Origin of the sequence: Paracoccus aurantiacus (assembly GCF_007993065.1) — a bacterium.
GTDB classification, from domain to species: Bacteria; Pseudomonadota; Alphaproteobacteria; order Rhodobacterales; family Rhodobacteraceae; genus Paracoccus; species Paracoccus aurantiacus.
In genome coordinates, this window is sequence record NZ_VOPL01000003.1 from 420,199 (window position 1) to 435,274 (window position 15,076).

The following is a 15,076-nucleotide window of genomic DNA, read 5'->3' on the forward strand; positions in this document are numbered from 1 at the left end:
TCTTCTATCAGAACAAGAAACGGAATGTATAATGGCCAAGATCGGGAATGACCTGAAGGCGCTGCGGCTGCGCCGACAGTTGAGCATGCGCGAGTTGGCGATCAGGTCAGGCGTTTCGCACACAACCATCTCGATGATCGAACGTGACGCGATCAGCCCGACCATCGACACGATGCAGGCCATTCTGGACGCGCTCGGCAGCAGACTGGCCGAGTTCCTGGGCGGGCTGCGCGACGGCGGCGGCAGCCCCTTCTATCCCGCGGCAGAGCTTCCCGAGATCGGCAATCCCGACAAGATTTCCTATCGCCTCATTGGCCTGAACCACCCCTATCGCAGCTTCCAGTTTCTGAAGGAAACCTATGCGCCCGCCGCTGATACGGGCGAAATGCTGTCCCATGTCGCCCAAGAGGCGGGTTTGTCGTGTCGGGCCGGGTCGAGGTGACCGTCGGCCAGCAGACGAGAGAGCTTCGCGCCGGTGACGGCTATTATTTCGACAGCCGCGAGCCGCACCGCTTCAGAAATACAGGCACGGGAACCGCCGAGATCGTCAGCGCCATCTCTCCGCCGTCTTACTGAACCTGACCGGCCACGCGCGCTCATGCACCTTTTGGCGGACGGGTTGTGATCACGCCCGGCTGCTCGGCTCGCCCGATCACAATCAAATGCACGACAGGCACGATTACGCCCATGATGACGATCGCGAAGACCGTGTCGCTCAGGAAATGGCCACCAAAGGCGATACGAAGCCCCGACACAAACAAAGTAAAGCTGGCGGCAGCCACACTTCCCCGGACCCTGTCCCTGTGGCTCAGCCGCGGCCACGCCGCAAGCAGCAATGCGAGAGAGATCGCGGCTGCGCTGCTGGCCTCGCCCGATATGAAGCTGCAATCAAGACGACACTGATCGGTCGGGACCAGAGCTGGCGTGAAGGTATGTGTTCCGCCAAATTCCACAATGTCGCGTGGCCTTGCCCGGCCCCAGAAGGATTTGAAAAAGCCATTTGCGATCAGACCCGGACCAAGCGCATAGGCCGCCACAATGAAAGCCAGGGCGCGATTTCTGCCGATTGCCGCGTTCGGCCTCAGCAGGTTGTGGACCAGAAAGGCCAGCATAAGAAGCGCGGTTCCAGTGGTGATGATCCTGAAAAACAATCGCACCTCCTGCCAGACCCTTTGTTGACTGATCACAAAATCCTTGCCACTGGCCCCCGCGAACCAGCCGCTGACATTCAGGTCGATCTGCGGCTTCGCGGTGAACAGGACCGAGGCGATGATCAGCCCCAGAAGCGAAAGCAGTGCCAATCGGATTGAAAGGGAATGTGCAGTCATGATTGTGCTTCCGTAAAAGGCCCCGGCAGCAGATGCCAGGGCCGTGTTCGTCACGCGCGGCGCGACTGTTCAAGATCGACCTTGCTCAGGCCCAGATAACCGACCAGCCCAAGAATGATAGCCAGAAAGGCAATGCTCGTGACCGTCGTGCCAAGGCCAAGACCACCATTTGCCACCGGCTGCGACAGGAAATCGCCGAACGAGGCGCCAAGCGGGCGGGTCAGGATATAGGCGATCCAGAAGGCGGTAACAGCGCCCAGATGTCCGCTGCGCCACAGCGCGAAGATCAGCAGGATGCCGGCCGCGAAAACTGCGGTCGACGGCAGATAGCCAAGTCCGATCCGTTCGGCCATCAAGTCGCCGGCAGCGGTACCAAGCGCGAAGGTGAACAGGATCGCCAGCCAGTAGAAACCTTCCCGCGACGGCGTGTCGATCGCGTGGATCGAAAGGGTCTTTTCGCGTGCATACCAAATCGCAAAGGTCGCAGTCAGCAGGACCGCGAACACGGCGGTCGTGACTTCCAGCGGCACACCATAGGTATCGACGAGACTGTCGGTAATCAGCGTCCCGACAACCGAGATCATGGTCACGGTCGGCCAATAAATCCAGGCGCGGTAACGATCCGCGCGAAACTGCGCGACCAGAATAGCGATCAGCACAATCGACATCAGAACCGATGTCATCGGCAAGCCGAGCTTCATATTGAAGATCAGAAAATCGGCACCCGTCTCACCCACGGTCGTTGCCATGATCTTGATGATCCAGAAAAAGGCCGTGACTTCGGGGACTTTGTTGAATGCGCCGCTGAGCGGGGGCGTCGGCGCTGTGTCCAGTTGTGACATGAGAGAACTCCTTGCGATATGGGCGAAGTCGCGCTTCGTCGCCCTCCTGCATGGCAACGGCGGCTGACGCCGCGATTAAGCGCAGATTACGGTTCCGTAATGCGGCCAGCCCTCCGCTGGGTTACAAAACCGTAATCCGGGCGACAGCGTGACGTCAGCCGGCCTGCCCAACTGTCATGTCATCGAAAAAAAGGAGTGCCAGAGATGAAACGACTGAAAACCACCATCACAACTGTTCTGCTGGTCTCGGCCGGGGCGGCGGCAATCGGACTTGGAACTGTGGTTGCCGTGGCCGCAATGGTGATCGGCCTTGTGGTCGCGGCCGCTGCGAAGCTGGCGGTCGGTGCGGCAAAAGCAGATACCAGCCGCGCGAATGGCGTATCCGTCGCGACCGCCGAACCGGCCAACCCGACGGCCGCCTGAAGGCAGGCTTGATCGGCCGCCGCGCGGCTGGCAAAGGAAGTCTCGTGTAACGAGCCGCGCGGGGGCATGACTGTCATGCAGATAACCGAACATCGCATCCACGAGATTTTTCGCCTCAGCGTCATTCTGAAAGGTCTGCATGCGCTGATCGAAATCGCCGGCGGTATCGCATTCTACCTGATCAGCGCCGACAGCGTCGTGCGCTGGGTCAGCGTATTGACCCGGCCGGAGCTTGCTGAAAATCCCCGCGACATGATCGCGACCCATCTGCTGGCTGCGGCACATGGGCTGAATGCTTCGACGCAATCGTTCTATGCGTTCTATCTGCTCAGCCACGGGCTTATCAAGATCGTGCTGGTGATCGGACTGCTGCGCGAGAAGCTGATCGCATATCCCGCCTCGCTCGTCGCGATGACAGCCTTCATTGCCTATCAGCTTTACCGCTACAGCTATACGCACTCGTTCGGGCTGCTCGTGCTCACCGTATTCGATCTGATCGTCATGGTGCTGGTCTGGCACGAATGGCGGCTGCTTCGAAAGCATCTGCCTGTAGACTGATCCATGCCCTCAGAAATCCTTGGAAAAGCCGCCCCGCCGATCATGGCGGGGCGGCTTCGTTATGGCGCGTGAAGAGAGTGGCGAAGATTACGAACAGGTAATTCAGCGGCGATTTTTCGGTCATCGGCCATACCCAACTTGAGGTCATCGAAAGGCAATCACGCCCAACGATGAACCGAAAGGAACGACTAAGATGAAACGTAAACTGGTTACGCTCATGACCGCTGGTGCGGTTTCCGCTGCCGCTCTTGCAGGGGGCGCTGCTTTCGCAGACAGCCACCAGAACGACCAGGCTGAGGTTCAGGCCTTCCTGGGTGCATCGCAGGACATCGCCGCCGCAATCAACGCTGCGGAAACGGCGACCAGCGGCAAGGCTGTTGCAGCCGAGTTCGATGACAAGAACGGCACGGGCTTCTACGAGGTCGACACGATTGCCAATGGCAAGCAGGTCTCGGTCGAGGTCGATGCAAGCACCGGCAAGGTCATCAAGACCAATGACGAAGGCGATGTCGCCAACGCCGATGAAGACGATATCGTCGATCCCGCGCAGCTTGGCGCACCCCTCGCACAGCTTGTTGCCACGGCCGAGCAGAACGGTTCGGGCAAGGTGATGTCGATCAGTGCCGAGCATGACGGCGGCGCGAACGGCACCGTCGAGGTCGAGCTTGCCAATACCGACGGCACCACGCAAGAATTCGCCATGGCTGCCGACGGCACCCTGACCCAGAAAGCCGCCGATGATGGCGAAAAGGGCGAAAATGGTGAAGATGGTGAACAGGGCGAACAGGGCGAAGGCGCTGAAACCGCCGGCTGATCCAGCCGCCAGTTGATATGAAATGCCGGTCCCTTTTCGGGGGGCCGGCCTGATAATGGGACGGGACAACATGCGGATTCTGGTGATCGAAGATGATCGCACGACCGGCGACTATATCGCCAATGGCCTTCGGGAAGAGGGCCATGTCGTTGATCTGTCCCGCAATGGCCGCGAAGGGTTGCTGACGGCGCAGACCAGCGATTTCGATGTTCTGGTCGTTGACCGGATGCTGCCCGATCTGGATGGATTGTCGCTTGTGCGCACGCTTCGCGCGGCAAAAAATCTGACCCCTGCCCTGTTCCTGACCGCGCTTGGCGGTGTCGATGACCGGATCGAGGGGCTGAATGCCGGGGGCGACGATTATCTGGTCAAACCCTTTGCCTTCGGCGAACTGACTGCGCGCCTGACAGCGCTTGCGCGCCGTCCGCAGATGCGACAGGACGACGCGATCCTGACCGCCGGTGATCTGCACATGGATCTGATCCGGCGCAAAGTGACCCGCGCAGGTGCCGAGATTGACCTGCTGCCGCGCGAGTTCTCGCTGCTTGAATGCCTTCTGCGGCGCAAGGGCCGTGTCCAGACCCGAACGATGCTGCTGGAGGCTGTATGGGAGCTCAGCTTCGATCCGCAGACGAACGTTGTGGAAAGCCACATCTCGCGGCTGCGCAGCAAGGTCGACAAACCGTTTGAGACAGAGTTGATCAAGACTGTCCGGGGTGCCGGCTACAGGATCGAGGCGTGAGATCCGACTGGCAGGACATGCTGCGCTCAACGCCGATGCGGCTAACGCTTCGGCTTGTTGCGCTGTTCGTTCTGATTAGCTTGCTGACCTTCATCGCGACATGGTGGCTGGCCAACAAGACACTTCTCGATGCGGCAGAATACACGCTGGATCTGGAACTGGCAGAGCTGTCGGCCTCGGGCGATCCGGCAACGATAGCGGCAGCCGTTGCGCGGCTTGCCTTGCAGGCGGACCCGGAAACCATGATCCTGCGCTATGATGGCCCCGACGGTGTCACCGGCAATCTGGATCAGCAGGTTCCCGGCAGCGGGGTGCGCGAATTCGACCCGCGTGACCGGGACGATTTGTCCGATCGCTATATCGTCAATAGCCGCGAGGTTTCTGGCGGTGTGCTGACCGTCGGGCAAGCCGCCGATTCTTTCGAGGAATTGCGCGAAGTTTTCGGCAAGGTTCTGGGCTTCACGCTGCTGCCAACCGTCGTGCTCGTGTTTGCCGCCGGCATGTTAAGTGCCCGCCGCTCTGCGCGGCGGCTTGGCGCGATCGAGGAAACGCTTGACCGGCTGCGCAGTGGCGACCTGTCGGCACGACTGCCCGCAATGCCCGGACCTGCCGATGACCTGTCGCGCGTCGGTGCTGGCATCGACAAGCTGGCCGAGGCGCAGGAAGCCTCGACCGAGGCGCTTCGGCAGGTGTCTGCGGATATCGCCCACGATCTGAAAACCCCGATCCAGCGGCTATCGGTCCAGCTTGCGCAGACCCGCGAGGCGCTGCCCGAAGGCACCGCACCCGACGCTCTTGACCGCGCGGAGGCAGAAATCGAAGGTATCGTCTCGACCTTCCAGTCGCTTCTCAGCATCGCCCAGATCGAAGGTGGCAGCCCGCGTCTGCGCTTTGCGCCGGTCGATCTCGCAGGGATCGTGCGCACCATGGCCGAACTGTATGAACCTTCGGCAGAGGAAAGCGATCACCGCCTGCGCGTTGATATAGGACGCGAGGCGAACGTCATGGGCGACCGCGCCCTGCTGGGTCAGATTGTCACCAACCTGCTTGAGAACGCGCTTCGCCACACGCCTCGCGGCTGCGAGGTGGTGCTGTCGCTGGACGGCACCCGGTTGAGCGTCGCGGATGACGGTCCCGGCATTCCAGCCGCAGAACGTGGAAAGGTAATGCGCCGTCTTTACCGTCTGGATCGCAGCCGCAGCACGCCCGGCAGCGGGCTGGGCCTCAGTCTGGTGGAGGCGATCGTGAAGCTGCATGGTGGAGAACTGTCGCTGCATGACAACGCGCCGGGACTGCGCGTTGTAATCGATCTTCCAGAACTTCCTGAAACCTGACGAACAGCAGGCACATTCCGCGAAAAAGTCTGCCTTCGCGTCAGAAAATCAGCGTCACGCGCGCGCGGTTGCCGGAATCGTCGAATTCCAGCCCGATCCCTTCCTTGCCGGCGATCTTGCGGACGATGTCCAGCCCCAGACCCGTGCCGCCCGTCCGCGCCGATTTCTCGAACGCGGCATGACGATAGCCTTCGCCCGGACGGATCGGGTTCGAAATGGTCAGAACCGGCCCTTCCGTCAGCGCCACACGCACCGCCCCGGAACCATGATCGCGGGCGTTTCGCAGCAGGTTGCCAAGGATCAGCGCAAGCGCTTCGGGGTGGATCGCGACCTGCACGTGATCGACATCACCATCGTCGAACACGACATTGCCGCGCATCTCGGCAATGACCATGCGCGTCACCTGCACCAGATCGGACTGGCCGAGTCCTGCGGGCGCTGCATCGGCACGCGCCAGAAGCAGCAGCCGGTCGACAAGGCTGCCCAGCCTGCGCAACGCCTCGACGATGCGCTGCGGCGCGCCCGTATCCGCAATCCCCGCAGCAATCGCCTGCGCCTGCGCAGATGCGGCCGCAACCGGGGTGCGCAATTCATGCGCCGCATGGGTGGCAAACTGCCGCTCCGCCTCGACATGCCCGCGTATCCGGTCAAGATACAGGTTCATCGATGCGGCAACGGGCGCAAGGTCACGCGGCAGGCCCGGCGCACGGATCGGGTCAAGATCGCCGGGCTTGCGCGCCTGCAACTGCCGCGCGAAGCGGTCCGTCGGGCGCAGCGCCGATGTCACTGCGCGGCTGACCACCAGCAGCGTCAGCGCCAGCACCGGCAACATCATCACGACCAGCCAGCCGACGGTTTCGACGACCTCCTCGCGCCGCCAGGAATCGTTCTGCCCCGCCTCGACCACAAGGCCGCTGGCCGGATCGCTGATCCGGACCACACGCCAGCCTTCCACGTCGAAACCGCCGTCCTGTGCAAGCGCGGGCCAAGCCGCCGAAAGCCTTTCATCGCCGTTGTGGATGATGCGAAGCTGGGTGTCGCCGGAATAGGGCGGCAAGGCGACATCACCGGTCTCGCGATAGATCGACAGCGAGAGCTGCGCGATCCCGCCCAGACTTTCGTCCAGCAACTCGCCCATTTCGTACCTGACCGCCGAGATCGCGAGGATAAGCCCCAGAAGCCAGCCGAGCCCGACGCCGATCAGCACCCGACGCAGCAGGCGTCCGCGCAGCGACCAGCCTCCAGCAGACTTTCTTCGCGTGATGTCAGGCCCGGTCATGGGATCAGGTATCCAAGACCGCGCCGCGTCTCGATCACGCCATTGCCAAGCTTGCTGCGCAGACGCGAGATATAAACTTCGACCGCATTCCCCGCGATCTCATCCTCGAAGGCGTAAAGGCGCTCCTCAAGTGTCCTGCGCGACAGAAGGCGGCCGCGGGCCGCGAGAAGCGCCTCGAACACAGCCCATTCCCGCGATGTCAGCCGGATTTCGATGTCCTCGCGAAAAAGCCGCGCCCCGGCCCGGTCGATCCGCAGGTCGCCAAGCGCGGTTTCCGCCGCCGGGTCGCCATTTGCGCGGCGGCCATGCGCGCGAAGCCGCGCCTCGACCTCGCCCAGATCATACGGCTTTACCACGTAATCGTCGGCGCCCGCGTTCAAGCCTGCAATGCGGTCAGCAATCTGGTCGCGCGCAGTGGCGATGATGACCGGAACACGATTGCCGCGATGCCGCTCTCGGCGCAACAGGTCAAGCCCTTGCCCGTCGGGCAGCGCCAGATCCAGCAGGACGGCATCAAATTCCGCCACCGACAATGCCGCATCGGCATCGGCCAGATTGCCGACCAGATCGACGGCATGACCCTGACCCTGCAGAAAACGCTGCACTGCATCGGCAATATCGGCCTCATCCTCGACCACCAGCACGCGCACGGCCACGCCTCCGTTCGTTCGTCAGTCTTCTTCATGGCCCCGCAAACGGCGCAATTCAATCGCCTATGCCTGAGAGCCGGAAAATCCCGTTCAAGGCCAAGGTTGTAAGTCTTGCGTAAGGTTCGGGTGGTCAGAGCGGCGCACGAAAAAAACAATTGGATTGATTTCATGTCCGAGCAGATGATCTGGATCGGCGTTGGCTTTCTGGGACAGGCCCTGTTCAGCGCACGCTTCATAGTTCAGTGGCTGGCAAGCGAAAGATCGCGCCAAAGCGTGATTCCGCTCGCGTTCTGGTGGCTGTCCGTTGCCGGGGGCACCACGCTTCTGACCTATGCGATCTGGCGGCGGGACCCGGTTTTCATCATCGGCCAGGGCACCGGACTTTTCGTCTATGCCCGAAACCTCATGCTGATCCGTCAGCACCGCCGTGCGAACGAGGGTGCGACCACGCCATGAGACTTTCGATCTGGTCGGTCACATTGCTTTACGCATTGACCGTTTTGACATTGATTCTGCTGCGCCCCCTCCTGCCGATTGACGAGACGCGCTATGTCGCCGCCGCCTGGGAGATGCATCAGGGTGGCCCGGTCTTCGTGCCGCATCTGAATGGCGCGCTTTACGGGCACAAGCCGCCGCTTCTGTTCTGGCTTATCAATCTGGTCTGGATGGTGGCAGGCGTCAGCGAATTCGCGGCCCGTCTGGTTGCGCCCGCCTTCGCCGTCGCTTCGGTTGCAGCGACGGGCGTGCTGGCAAAGCGGCTATGGCCCGACCAGCCGTGGCGGGGCGGGGCCGCCGCGCTGATCCTTGCCGTCTCGCCGCTTTTCCTGCTGTTTGGTTCGTCAACAATGTTCGATGCGATGCTGGGCTTTGCCACACTCGCAGCGATGCTGGCGATCTGGAAAGCCGCAACAGACCCGCATCGCCGCGCCAACTGGCTGTGGCTTGGTGCAGCGATCGCGCTTGGCGTTTATGCCAAAGGGCCGGTTATCCTGATCCACGTGCTGCCCGTCGCATTGCTGATGCCGCTTTGGGCCGGCCGACCGCAGCCCAAACCGGGCGTCTGGTATCGCGGGGTTGGCCTCTCTATTCTTGTCGCACTCGCTTTCGTCGCGCTCTGGCTTCTGCCCTCGATCATCCTCGGCGGCGAGGCTTACCGGACCGAGGTTCTGTGGCGTCAAAGCGCGGGGCGGATGGTGTCGTCATTCGCGCATCAGCGGCCGTTCTGGTTCTTTCTTGCCTTGCTTCCTCTGATGCTTTGGCCGTTCGGCTGGACATTGCGCGGGCTGTCGAGCCTGCGCCCGGCTATCCTTTCGGCCTCGCCGCAGACGCGTATGCTGGTGGTCTGGTTTCTGGGTGCGCTGATCATCTTTTCGGCAATCAGCGGCAAACAACTGCATTACATCATACCAGAGCTTCCCGCGCTGGCGCTGCTGATTTCGGGGGGATTGCCCGCCCGGCAATGGCGCGCGCGTGACCTGTGGCTCGCGCTGCCGGTATTGCTGGTTTTGCTGGTCGTGCTGGCGGCGATGACCGGCAATATCGCCGATCTGCAGCGAATGGAATTTCGCCTGCCCGTCTGGGCGGGTGTGCTTGGCATTCTTGCGTTTGCCGCAGGGGCCGCAGCTTTCCTGAAACTGCGCAGCAGCACGATCGCGCTCGCCGCGTTGCCGCTTGCGCTGATCGTGGGTCTGCACTTTGCGGCAAGCCCGCTGCTGTTCGGGCATTACGACATGCGCGCGCTTGGCAAGGCCGTGGCACCCTATGACAAATCGGGCATCGCCGTGACCGACGGCACCTATCACGCGCAGCTCAATTTCGCGGGCCGGCTGACGCAGCCGGTTGCCAGGCTGGGCGATCCGGCCTCTGTCGAGCGCTGGCGCCACGAGCATCCCGACGGCCTGCTGCTCGACCAGTCCACCGATCCGCTGACCGGAATGCGCGCAATCGGCACGCTCCCCTATCGCAGCGGCCACTATACGCTTTATCGACCGAAGGAGACGGCGGAATGACGCTTGATATTTCAATAATCCTTCCCGCCCGCGACGAAGCCGGAAATATCGGTGAACTCCTGTCGGAAATCGGGCGCGTCATGGCTGACACCGATCACGAGATCGTCGTGATCGACGACGCGTCAAGCGATGGGACGCGACAGGTTCTGGCGCTGGCAAGGCGCCGGATGCCGCAGCTTCGCGTGATCTGCCATGAAAGCGCCTGCGGCCAATCGGCGGCGATCAGAACGGGCGTCATGGCAGCGCGAGGCCGGCTTATCGCAACGCTGGATGCCGACGGCCAGAACCCGCCCGGAAACCTGCCCGCGCTGCTTGCACCCTTGCTGCAGGCAGCACCGGAAGCACGGATCGGGCTGGTTCAGGGGCAGCGCGTTAATCGTCAGGATACCTGGTCAAAGCGTTGGGCGTCGCGCTTCGCCAACCGCGTCCGCAACGCCTTGCTGCACGACGGGGTCAGCGACAGCGGCTGCGGCCTGAAAGCCTTTCCGCGCGACGTCTATCTGTCGCTGCCGTTCTTCGACCACATCCACCGTTTCATGCCGGCCATGGTCCATCGCGAGGGCTGGAATGTCGTGACCGTCCCCGTGACCCATGCCGAGCGCCTGTCTGGCCGTTCGAAATACAGCAACCTCCAGCGCGGACTGGTCGGCATCGTCGATCTGCTTGGCGCGGCGTGGCTGACTGGCCGCCGCAAGCTTCCCCAAACGCACGAACTGCCGATGGGCCTTGCCGATACCGCCGGAAAAGATCAGCCACCATTGCCCCGGACCCGGACCGCGATTGTGCAGGATCCCGTGCTGAACTGATCGCGAAGCTGGACGGTGTCGCGCATCGCTGCGGCCGCAGGAACAGACATCATGGAGAACCCGCGATTTCAGACGGTTATAAGCTTAATTTCAAAGAAAATCGTCGCGGCGTGGCGTGAACGTGTCGATCAGCGTCCCTGCCTCGTGACAGGTACATCCGTGCCGGACATTCGAAGGGATCACGAGGCTGTCGCCCGGACCAAGTTCATATTCCCTGTCGTCCATGACAAAGGTAAAGCGCCCCGTCTTCACATAGGTCGACTGCACATGCGGGTGATTGTGCAACGCGCCTTTGGCACCCGCGTCGAAGCGGAACGCAACGACCATCATGTCAGCATTTTCGGCGAGGACCTGGCGGGTCACGCCGGGATCTGTGGTAACTTCAGGATAGCTCATGCTTCCCCTCATTGGGCTGACATCAAAGTCCGATGGCTTCTATTGCGAGCCGACACGTCAGCCCGCGCCCAGCATGGTGATCGCTCATCATGGATGATCAATCGCGTCCATTTCTGACGACCGATACCCTAGGTTTTCAAAGATCGTGGTGTCAACTAATATTCTAGTTGTCAGATTGGCGACGAATGTTGTTAATGTCGTCTCGGACCGAGCCGGAGAACCGATCAGCGTGAATGATATCGGGACACAGCGCGAAGCGTCGCTAGACCTTCCAACACTTACGCCCCCGACGCGGCCGTCGGTCGCAGATCAGGTTTTCAGGCTGCTGCAGCAACGCATCCTGACGCTGGAACTGCCGCCGATGACGAAGATGAGCGAATCCGACATCTCGAAGCGTCTCGGGGTATCTCGTCAGCCTGTCCGAGAGGCCTTCAAGCGTCTGGAAAGACTGGGTTTTCTGGTGATACGTCCTCAAAGCGGCACCATCGTCAGCCTGATCTCGGAAGAGGCGATCCTCAGGGCACGCTTCATTCGGACGGCGCTGGAAACCCAGACGACCCGCGCCGCCTGCGAGGTGTTTGACAGTGATGACATCGCCGCGCTTCAGGACCTGATCGACCAGCAGGCCACAGCAGCCGACGACAACAATGCGCAGCTGTTTCACAAGCTGGACGAGGATTTTCACCGCGCAATCTGCGCCCGTTCCGGTCACGACTATGTCTGGGACCTGATCCACGATCACAAGGCGCATATGGACAGGGTGCGCATGCTGTCGCTCAGTTCACGCTCTCAGAAGCTTGCGCTGCAGGAGCACGTGGCAATCCTTGCGGCGATCGCCTCCGGCGATTCCGAGGCAGCGGCAGCAGAGATGACGCGGCACCTGTCGCGGATCGAGACCTTGATCGAACAGATCAAGACGCAGAACCACGACTGGTTCGTGGACACATCGGCATGACCAGAGTCGTTGCCATCGGGGAATGCATGGTCGAGTTTTCCGCGACCGCCAGGCAGGGTCACTATCAGCTTGGCTTCGCGGGCGATACGCTGAACACCGCCTGGTATCTGCGCCGGCTGCTTGGCCCTTCGGATCAGGTTGATTACGTCACCGGCGTCGGCACCGACAACATATCCGATCAGATGTTGGCCTTTCTTGAAAGCGCCGGGATCGGAACGACGCATATTCAGCGAATGGCGGACCGGACTGTCGGGCTCTACATGATCCAGCTTGACGAGGGAGAGCGCAGCTTCGCCTATTGGCGCGGGGAAAGCGCCGCGCGCGCGATGATGCAGGACAGCGACAGGCTGCGCGAGGCTTTGACAGGTGCCCAGATCGCCTATCTCTCTGGCATTACGATTGCGATTCTGCCGCAAGCAGACCGCGAGATACTCGCCCGTATTCTGGGCGATTTCCGGCAGTCTGGCGGTCAGGTAGTGTTCGATCCGAACCTGCGCCCGAGGCTGTGGCAAAGTCCGGCGCAGATGACGGCCGCCGTCATGGCGATTGCAGGCGTGGCCGATACCGTGCTGCCGTCTTATGAAGACGAGGCGGCGTGGTTCGGCGATTCCGATCCTGCGGAAACCGCGCGGCGCTATCTGGGCGTGGGCGCGCAGAGCGTCGTCGTGAAGAACGGCCCTGGCGACATTCTCGCTGTGGCGAACGGCGAGGAGATCGTGATTCCCATCCGGCCAAGCACGAATGTCGTCGATACCACTGCCGCGGGTGACAGCTTCAATGCAGGCTTTCTGGCCGCGCTGCTGGACGGTCAACAGACGCGTGATGCGGTGCTGGCCGGTGCGGACCTGTCAGCAAGGGTGATCGGCCAATACGGCGCACTTGTGGATATCGGGCAATAGCGCCGACGCACGTTTCGCGCCCGCGTAGCTGCGTGTCGCTCCTGTCCGCCGTCTCGTCCCATCTTCATTGGCATCGCCTGTTGCACGATTTTCCGGCAGCACTTCTGCTCAAGCAGCTTATCCGGGCAATTCGCGTTGACAGCACCCGGCCGCCACCTACCCTTGCTGATGAACGAGGGAGACGAGATGCGACTGTCACTGTGCACTGCCCTTTGCTGCCTTGGCACTGGCCTGCCGCTTGCCGGATGGGCCGAAGATGTCAGCCCTGCCGCGCCCGCCGTCGAATGCCACAGCGCGATCCCGCGCGTCAGCAAGCAAGAAGAATGGCCGGGATATCTTGACCGGACGGAAGGCTCGGAAACCTGCATTCCCTTCACCCCGACCGGCCTGCTGCCGCCAGCCGGCTACGCAGGCGATTTCTATGTCGACGAGTTCACCGATGCGAAAATCCGCAAGGCCTGGGCGGATTGCAAGGCTCAGGGTGCGGCGTGTCTCGACAGCGAAATGGCCGTGATCGAAGGTCAGGGCGGCGAGAATGTCTTTCGCAATACCGGCAGCGTCGATCCGAATGGCCGCATTGACCCGCTTGCGGGCAATATCGACCTGACGCAGGTCCGCCGTCCTGCCTATTTCGGTCAGCCCCCCTATAACGAGCCGATCGCTGCGGTCGAGGGTCGCACCTATACGGTCGAGGTAACGGTCGCCTCAGAGCCGAACGAGCATAAATATATGGACGTGCCAGAGGATCAGACATGGCGGCTGCGTGGCTGGTATATCGAGGGGGACGGGGTCGAGAATGCCGAGGGTCGGGTCCAGCGTGCGCTGATCGTGCTCGTCGCCGGCAGAACCATCGAAACCACCGCCATGCAGCATCCCGACGACATGCCCTATACGCGCGACGCGGCAACCGGCGAATATGTCGATGTCACGTTTCCGACCGAGCGGTCGGAGAAATGGGGAACCCCGGCCTGGCGCGGCTATATCCTTGCGCTGAACGAAGCCGGTTTCGATGTGCTTACGCTCGACAAGCGGGGCCACGGTATTTCTGGCGGGCGGCAGGCCAGCAACAACGCGCTGATGGCGCGCGATCTGTTCGCCGCGCTGGAAGAATTCGACAGCGGCGCGGGGCTGCGCCTCGTGAACCCTGCCGGCGACGTTCTGGCAGGCCCGGATGCAGCCGGCATTCTGCTTGGCGGTCAGAAGTCCTCCGAAATTCCGCTGATATTTGCCGGACCGTCACAGGGGGCGATGGTTGTGGCTTTCGCAATGCATGACGCTCTGGTCGGCGATTGCAGCTTCGATGCTGTCGAAACGGTGTGCGGACCCAAAAGAGACGTGAATGTGAAGGCAGGGATGCTGCTGGCAGAGTTCGCGAAGGGTCCGGGCTATGCCCCCGCCCGCGCCATTCGCGAAGGCGCGTTCCGCAGCGACTATGATATCGCCTATCTGCCAACCAGCGAGATCATGCAGCATATCGGCGAGTGGCCGGCCACGTTCATCGGTCGCGGGCTATGGGATGTCGCGGGCGGACTGGAAGGCACGCTTGATCTTTACAGGCGTGCCGGTGCGCCGAAGGAACTGGTCGTCGTGCGCGGCCCGCATTCCGAAGTCGAATATGGCGAGCCCAATATTAAATTCATGCAGCAGCGTATGGTCGCCTTCGCGACTGCGGTCATGAAGGGGAACAAGACAATACCGGGTGCTGCGACATTTTCCGACCTGCGCGAGCTGGTCCTGTCGGCGCCTGCAGATTGGGCCCCGACGAGCGACCCGGCAGATCGCTGACAAGACAGCCGATTGTCACCGCCGCTGATGCTGGCGGTCACCCGGAAGATGCTCGCCAGCTTTGTCCTTCGCTTGGCTCACATCATTCGCTCGACCTCTGGTGCTGGGACGAATCTCCATTTTCTGCGTGGTCCTGCCATGACGTTGAGGTAGTAGAGCTCGAAGCCGTGGGGGGCGCCGCAGGGGTGGTGGCCTTTGGGGACGCAGGTGACGTCGCCGTTTCTGACGGCCATGGTCTCATCAAGGCTGCCGTCAT

19 protein-coding genes are annotated in these 15,076 nt (G+C 61.8%); 13 read left to right on the forward strand and 6 right to left on the reverse strand.

Going from position 1 to position 15,076, the window contains the following annotated elements; translation table 11 throughout:
• Positions 1–31: 31 nt before the first annotated feature.
• Positions 32–442, forward strand: coding sequence for a helix-turn-helix domain-containing protein (locus FQV27_RS10410; protein ID WP_222611685.1), 411 nt, complete (start codon positions 32–34; stop codon positions 440–442).
• On the forward strand, positions 421–576 hold the full coding sequence (locus tag FQV27_RS19025) for a cupin domain-containing protein (protein WP_222611686.1): 156 nt from the start codon (positions 421–423) through the stop codon (positions 574–576). The genes FQV27_RS10410 and FQV27_RS19025 overlap by 22 nt, the downstream gene beginning before the upstream one ends.
• Before the next feature lie 20 nt (positions 577–596).
• Here FQV27_RS19025 and FQV27_RS10415 read toward each other — a convergent pair whose 3' ends face one another.
• The gene (locus tag FQV27_RS10415) at positions 597–1,328 is read right to left on the reverse strand and encodes a phosphatase PAP2 family protein (RefSeq protein ID WP_147098082.1); all 732 of its coding nucleotides are present in this window, start codon (positions 1,326–1,328) and stop codon (positions 597–599) included.
• Positions 1,329–1,378: 50 nt separating this feature from the next.
• Complete coding sequence (locus FQV27_RS10420; protein WP_147098084.1) at positions 1,379–2,170, reverse strand: COG4705 family protein; 792 nt, start codon at positions 2,168–2,170, stop codon at positions 1,379–1,381.
• A 204-nt stretch (positions 2,171–2,374) separates the two neighbouring features.
• On the opposite strand from FQV27_RS10420, the gene FQV27_RS10425 reads away from it, so the two are divergent.
• The 5 genes from FQV27_RS10425 to FQV27_RS10445 all read left to right on the forward strand — a co-directional run bounded on the left by FQV27_RS10425 (position 2,375) and on the right by FQV27_RS10445 (position 6,041).
• Entirely contained in the window at positions 2,375–2,593 is a 219-nt protein-coding gene (locus FQV27_RS10425) for a hypothetical protein (RefSeq protein WP_147098086.1), read from the forward strand.
• 75 nt (positions 2,594–2,668) lie between these two features.
• The gene (locus FQV27_RS10430; protein WP_222611687.1) at positions 2,669–3,151 is read left to right on the forward strand and encodes a DUF2127 domain-containing protein; all 483 of its coding nucleotides are present in this window, start codon (positions 2,669–2,671) and stop codon (positions 3,149–3,151) included.
• 193 nt (positions 3,152–3,344) lie between these two features.
• Complete coding sequence (locus FQV27_RS10435; protein ID WP_147098087.1) at positions 3,345–3,965, forward strand: PepSY domain-containing protein; 621 nt, start codon at positions 3,345–3,347, stop codon at positions 3,963–3,965.
• A 70-nt stretch (positions 3,966–4,035) separates the two neighbouring features.
• Positions 4,036–4,707, forward strand: coding sequence for a winged helix-turn-helix domain-containing protein (locus tag FQV27_RS10440; RefSeq protein ID WP_147098089.1), 672 nt, complete (start codon positions 4,036–4,038; stop codon positions 4,705–4,707).
• On the forward strand, positions 4,704–6,041 hold the full coding sequence (locus FQV27_RS10445; RefSeq protein ID WP_246133066.1) for a HAMP domain-containing sensor histidine kinase: 1,338 nt from the start codon (positions 4,704–4,706) through the stop codon (positions 6,039–6,041). The genes FQV27_RS10440 and FQV27_RS10445 overlap by 4 nt, the downstream gene beginning before the upstream one ends.
• A gap of 40 nt (positions 6,042–6,081) precedes the next feature.
• Here FQV27_RS10445 and FQV27_RS10450 read toward each other — a convergent pair whose 3' ends face one another.
• Together FQV27_RS10450 and FQV27_RS10455 are read right to left on the reverse strand one after the other, a co-directional pair.
• The gene (locus FQV27_RS10450) at positions 6,082–7,320 is read right to left on the reverse strand and encodes a histidine kinase dimerization/phospho-acceptor domain-containing protein (RefSeq protein ID WP_147098091.1); all 1,239 of its coding nucleotides are present in this window, start codon (positions 7,318–7,320) and stop codon (positions 6,082–6,084) included.
• A complete protein-coding gene (locus tag FQV27_RS10455) occupies positions 7,317–7,970 on the reverse strand; it encodes a response regulator transcription factor (RefSeq protein WP_147098093.1) in 654 nt (217 codons plus the stop codon). Before FQV27_RS10455 ends, FQV27_RS10450 begins: the two co-directional genes overlap by 4 nt.
• Positions 7,971–8,138: 168 nt before the next feature.
• On the opposite strand from FQV27_RS10455, the gene FQV27_RS10460 reads away from it, so the two are divergent.
• From FQV27_RS10460 to FQV27_RS10470, 3 genes are read left to right on the forward strand one after another with little or no spacing between them, the layout of a single operon-like run.
• On the forward strand, positions 8,139–8,426 hold the full coding sequence (locus tag FQV27_RS10460) for a lipid-A-disaccharide synthase N-terminal domain-containing protein (protein ID WP_147098095.1): 288 nt from the start codon (positions 8,139–8,141) through the stop codon (positions 8,424–8,426).
• Positions 8,423–9,979 (forward strand): ArnT family glycosyltransferase, encoded by a 1,557-nt coding sequence (locus FQV27_RS10465; protein WP_147098096.1) that lies wholly within the window; start codon positions 8,423–8,425, stop codon positions 9,977–9,979. Before FQV27_RS10460 ends, FQV27_RS10465 begins: the two co-directional genes overlap by 4 nt.
• On the forward strand, positions 9,976–10,785 hold the full coding sequence (locus FQV27_RS10470) for a glycosyltransferase family 2 protein (RefSeq protein WP_147098098.1): 810 nt from the start codon (positions 9,976–9,978) through the stop codon (positions 10,783–10,785). The genes FQV27_RS10465 and FQV27_RS10470 overlap by 4 nt, the downstream gene beginning before the upstream one ends.
• 90 nt (positions 10,786–10,875) lie before the next feature.
• Here FQV27_RS10470 and FQV27_RS10475 read toward each other — a convergent pair whose 3' ends face one another.
• A complete protein-coding gene (locus FQV27_RS10475; protein WP_147098100.1) occupies positions 10,876–11,181 on the reverse strand; it encodes a cupin domain-containing protein in 306 nt (101 codons plus the stop codon).
• Between the two features lie 229 nt (positions 11,182–11,410).
• On the opposite strand from FQV27_RS10475, the gene FQV27_RS10480 reads away from it, so the two are divergent.
• The 3 genes from FQV27_RS10480 (at position 11,411) to FQV27_RS10490 (ending at position 14,820) form a co-directional block, all read left to right on the forward strand.
• Positions 11,411–12,136, forward strand: coding sequence for a GntR family transcriptional regulator (locus tag FQV27_RS10480; RefSeq protein WP_246133067.1), 726 nt, complete (start codon positions 11,411–11,413; stop codon positions 12,134–12,136).
• Positions 12,133–13,035 (forward strand): sugar kinase, encoded by a 903-nt coding sequence (locus tag FQV27_RS10485; protein ID WP_147098102.1) that lies wholly within the window; start codon positions 12,133–12,135, stop codon positions 13,033–13,035. The genes FQV27_RS10480 and FQV27_RS10485 overlap by 4 nt, the downstream gene beginning before the upstream one ends.
• Before the next feature lie 186 nt (positions 13,036–13,221).
• A complete protein-coding gene (locus tag FQV27_RS10490; RefSeq protein ID WP_147098107.1) occupies positions 13,222–14,820 on the forward strand; it encodes an alpha/beta hydrolase family protein in 1,599 nt (532 codons plus the stop codon).
• Positions 14,821–14,897: 77 nt separating this feature from the next.
• On the opposite strand, the gene FQV27_RS10495 is transcribed toward FQV27_RS10490, so the two are convergent.
• Positions 14,898–15,076: 5-deoxy-glucuronate isomerase (locus FQV27_RS10495; RefSeq protein ID WP_186827278.1), on the reverse strand; the 179-nt coding region annotated here is incomplete at its 5' end.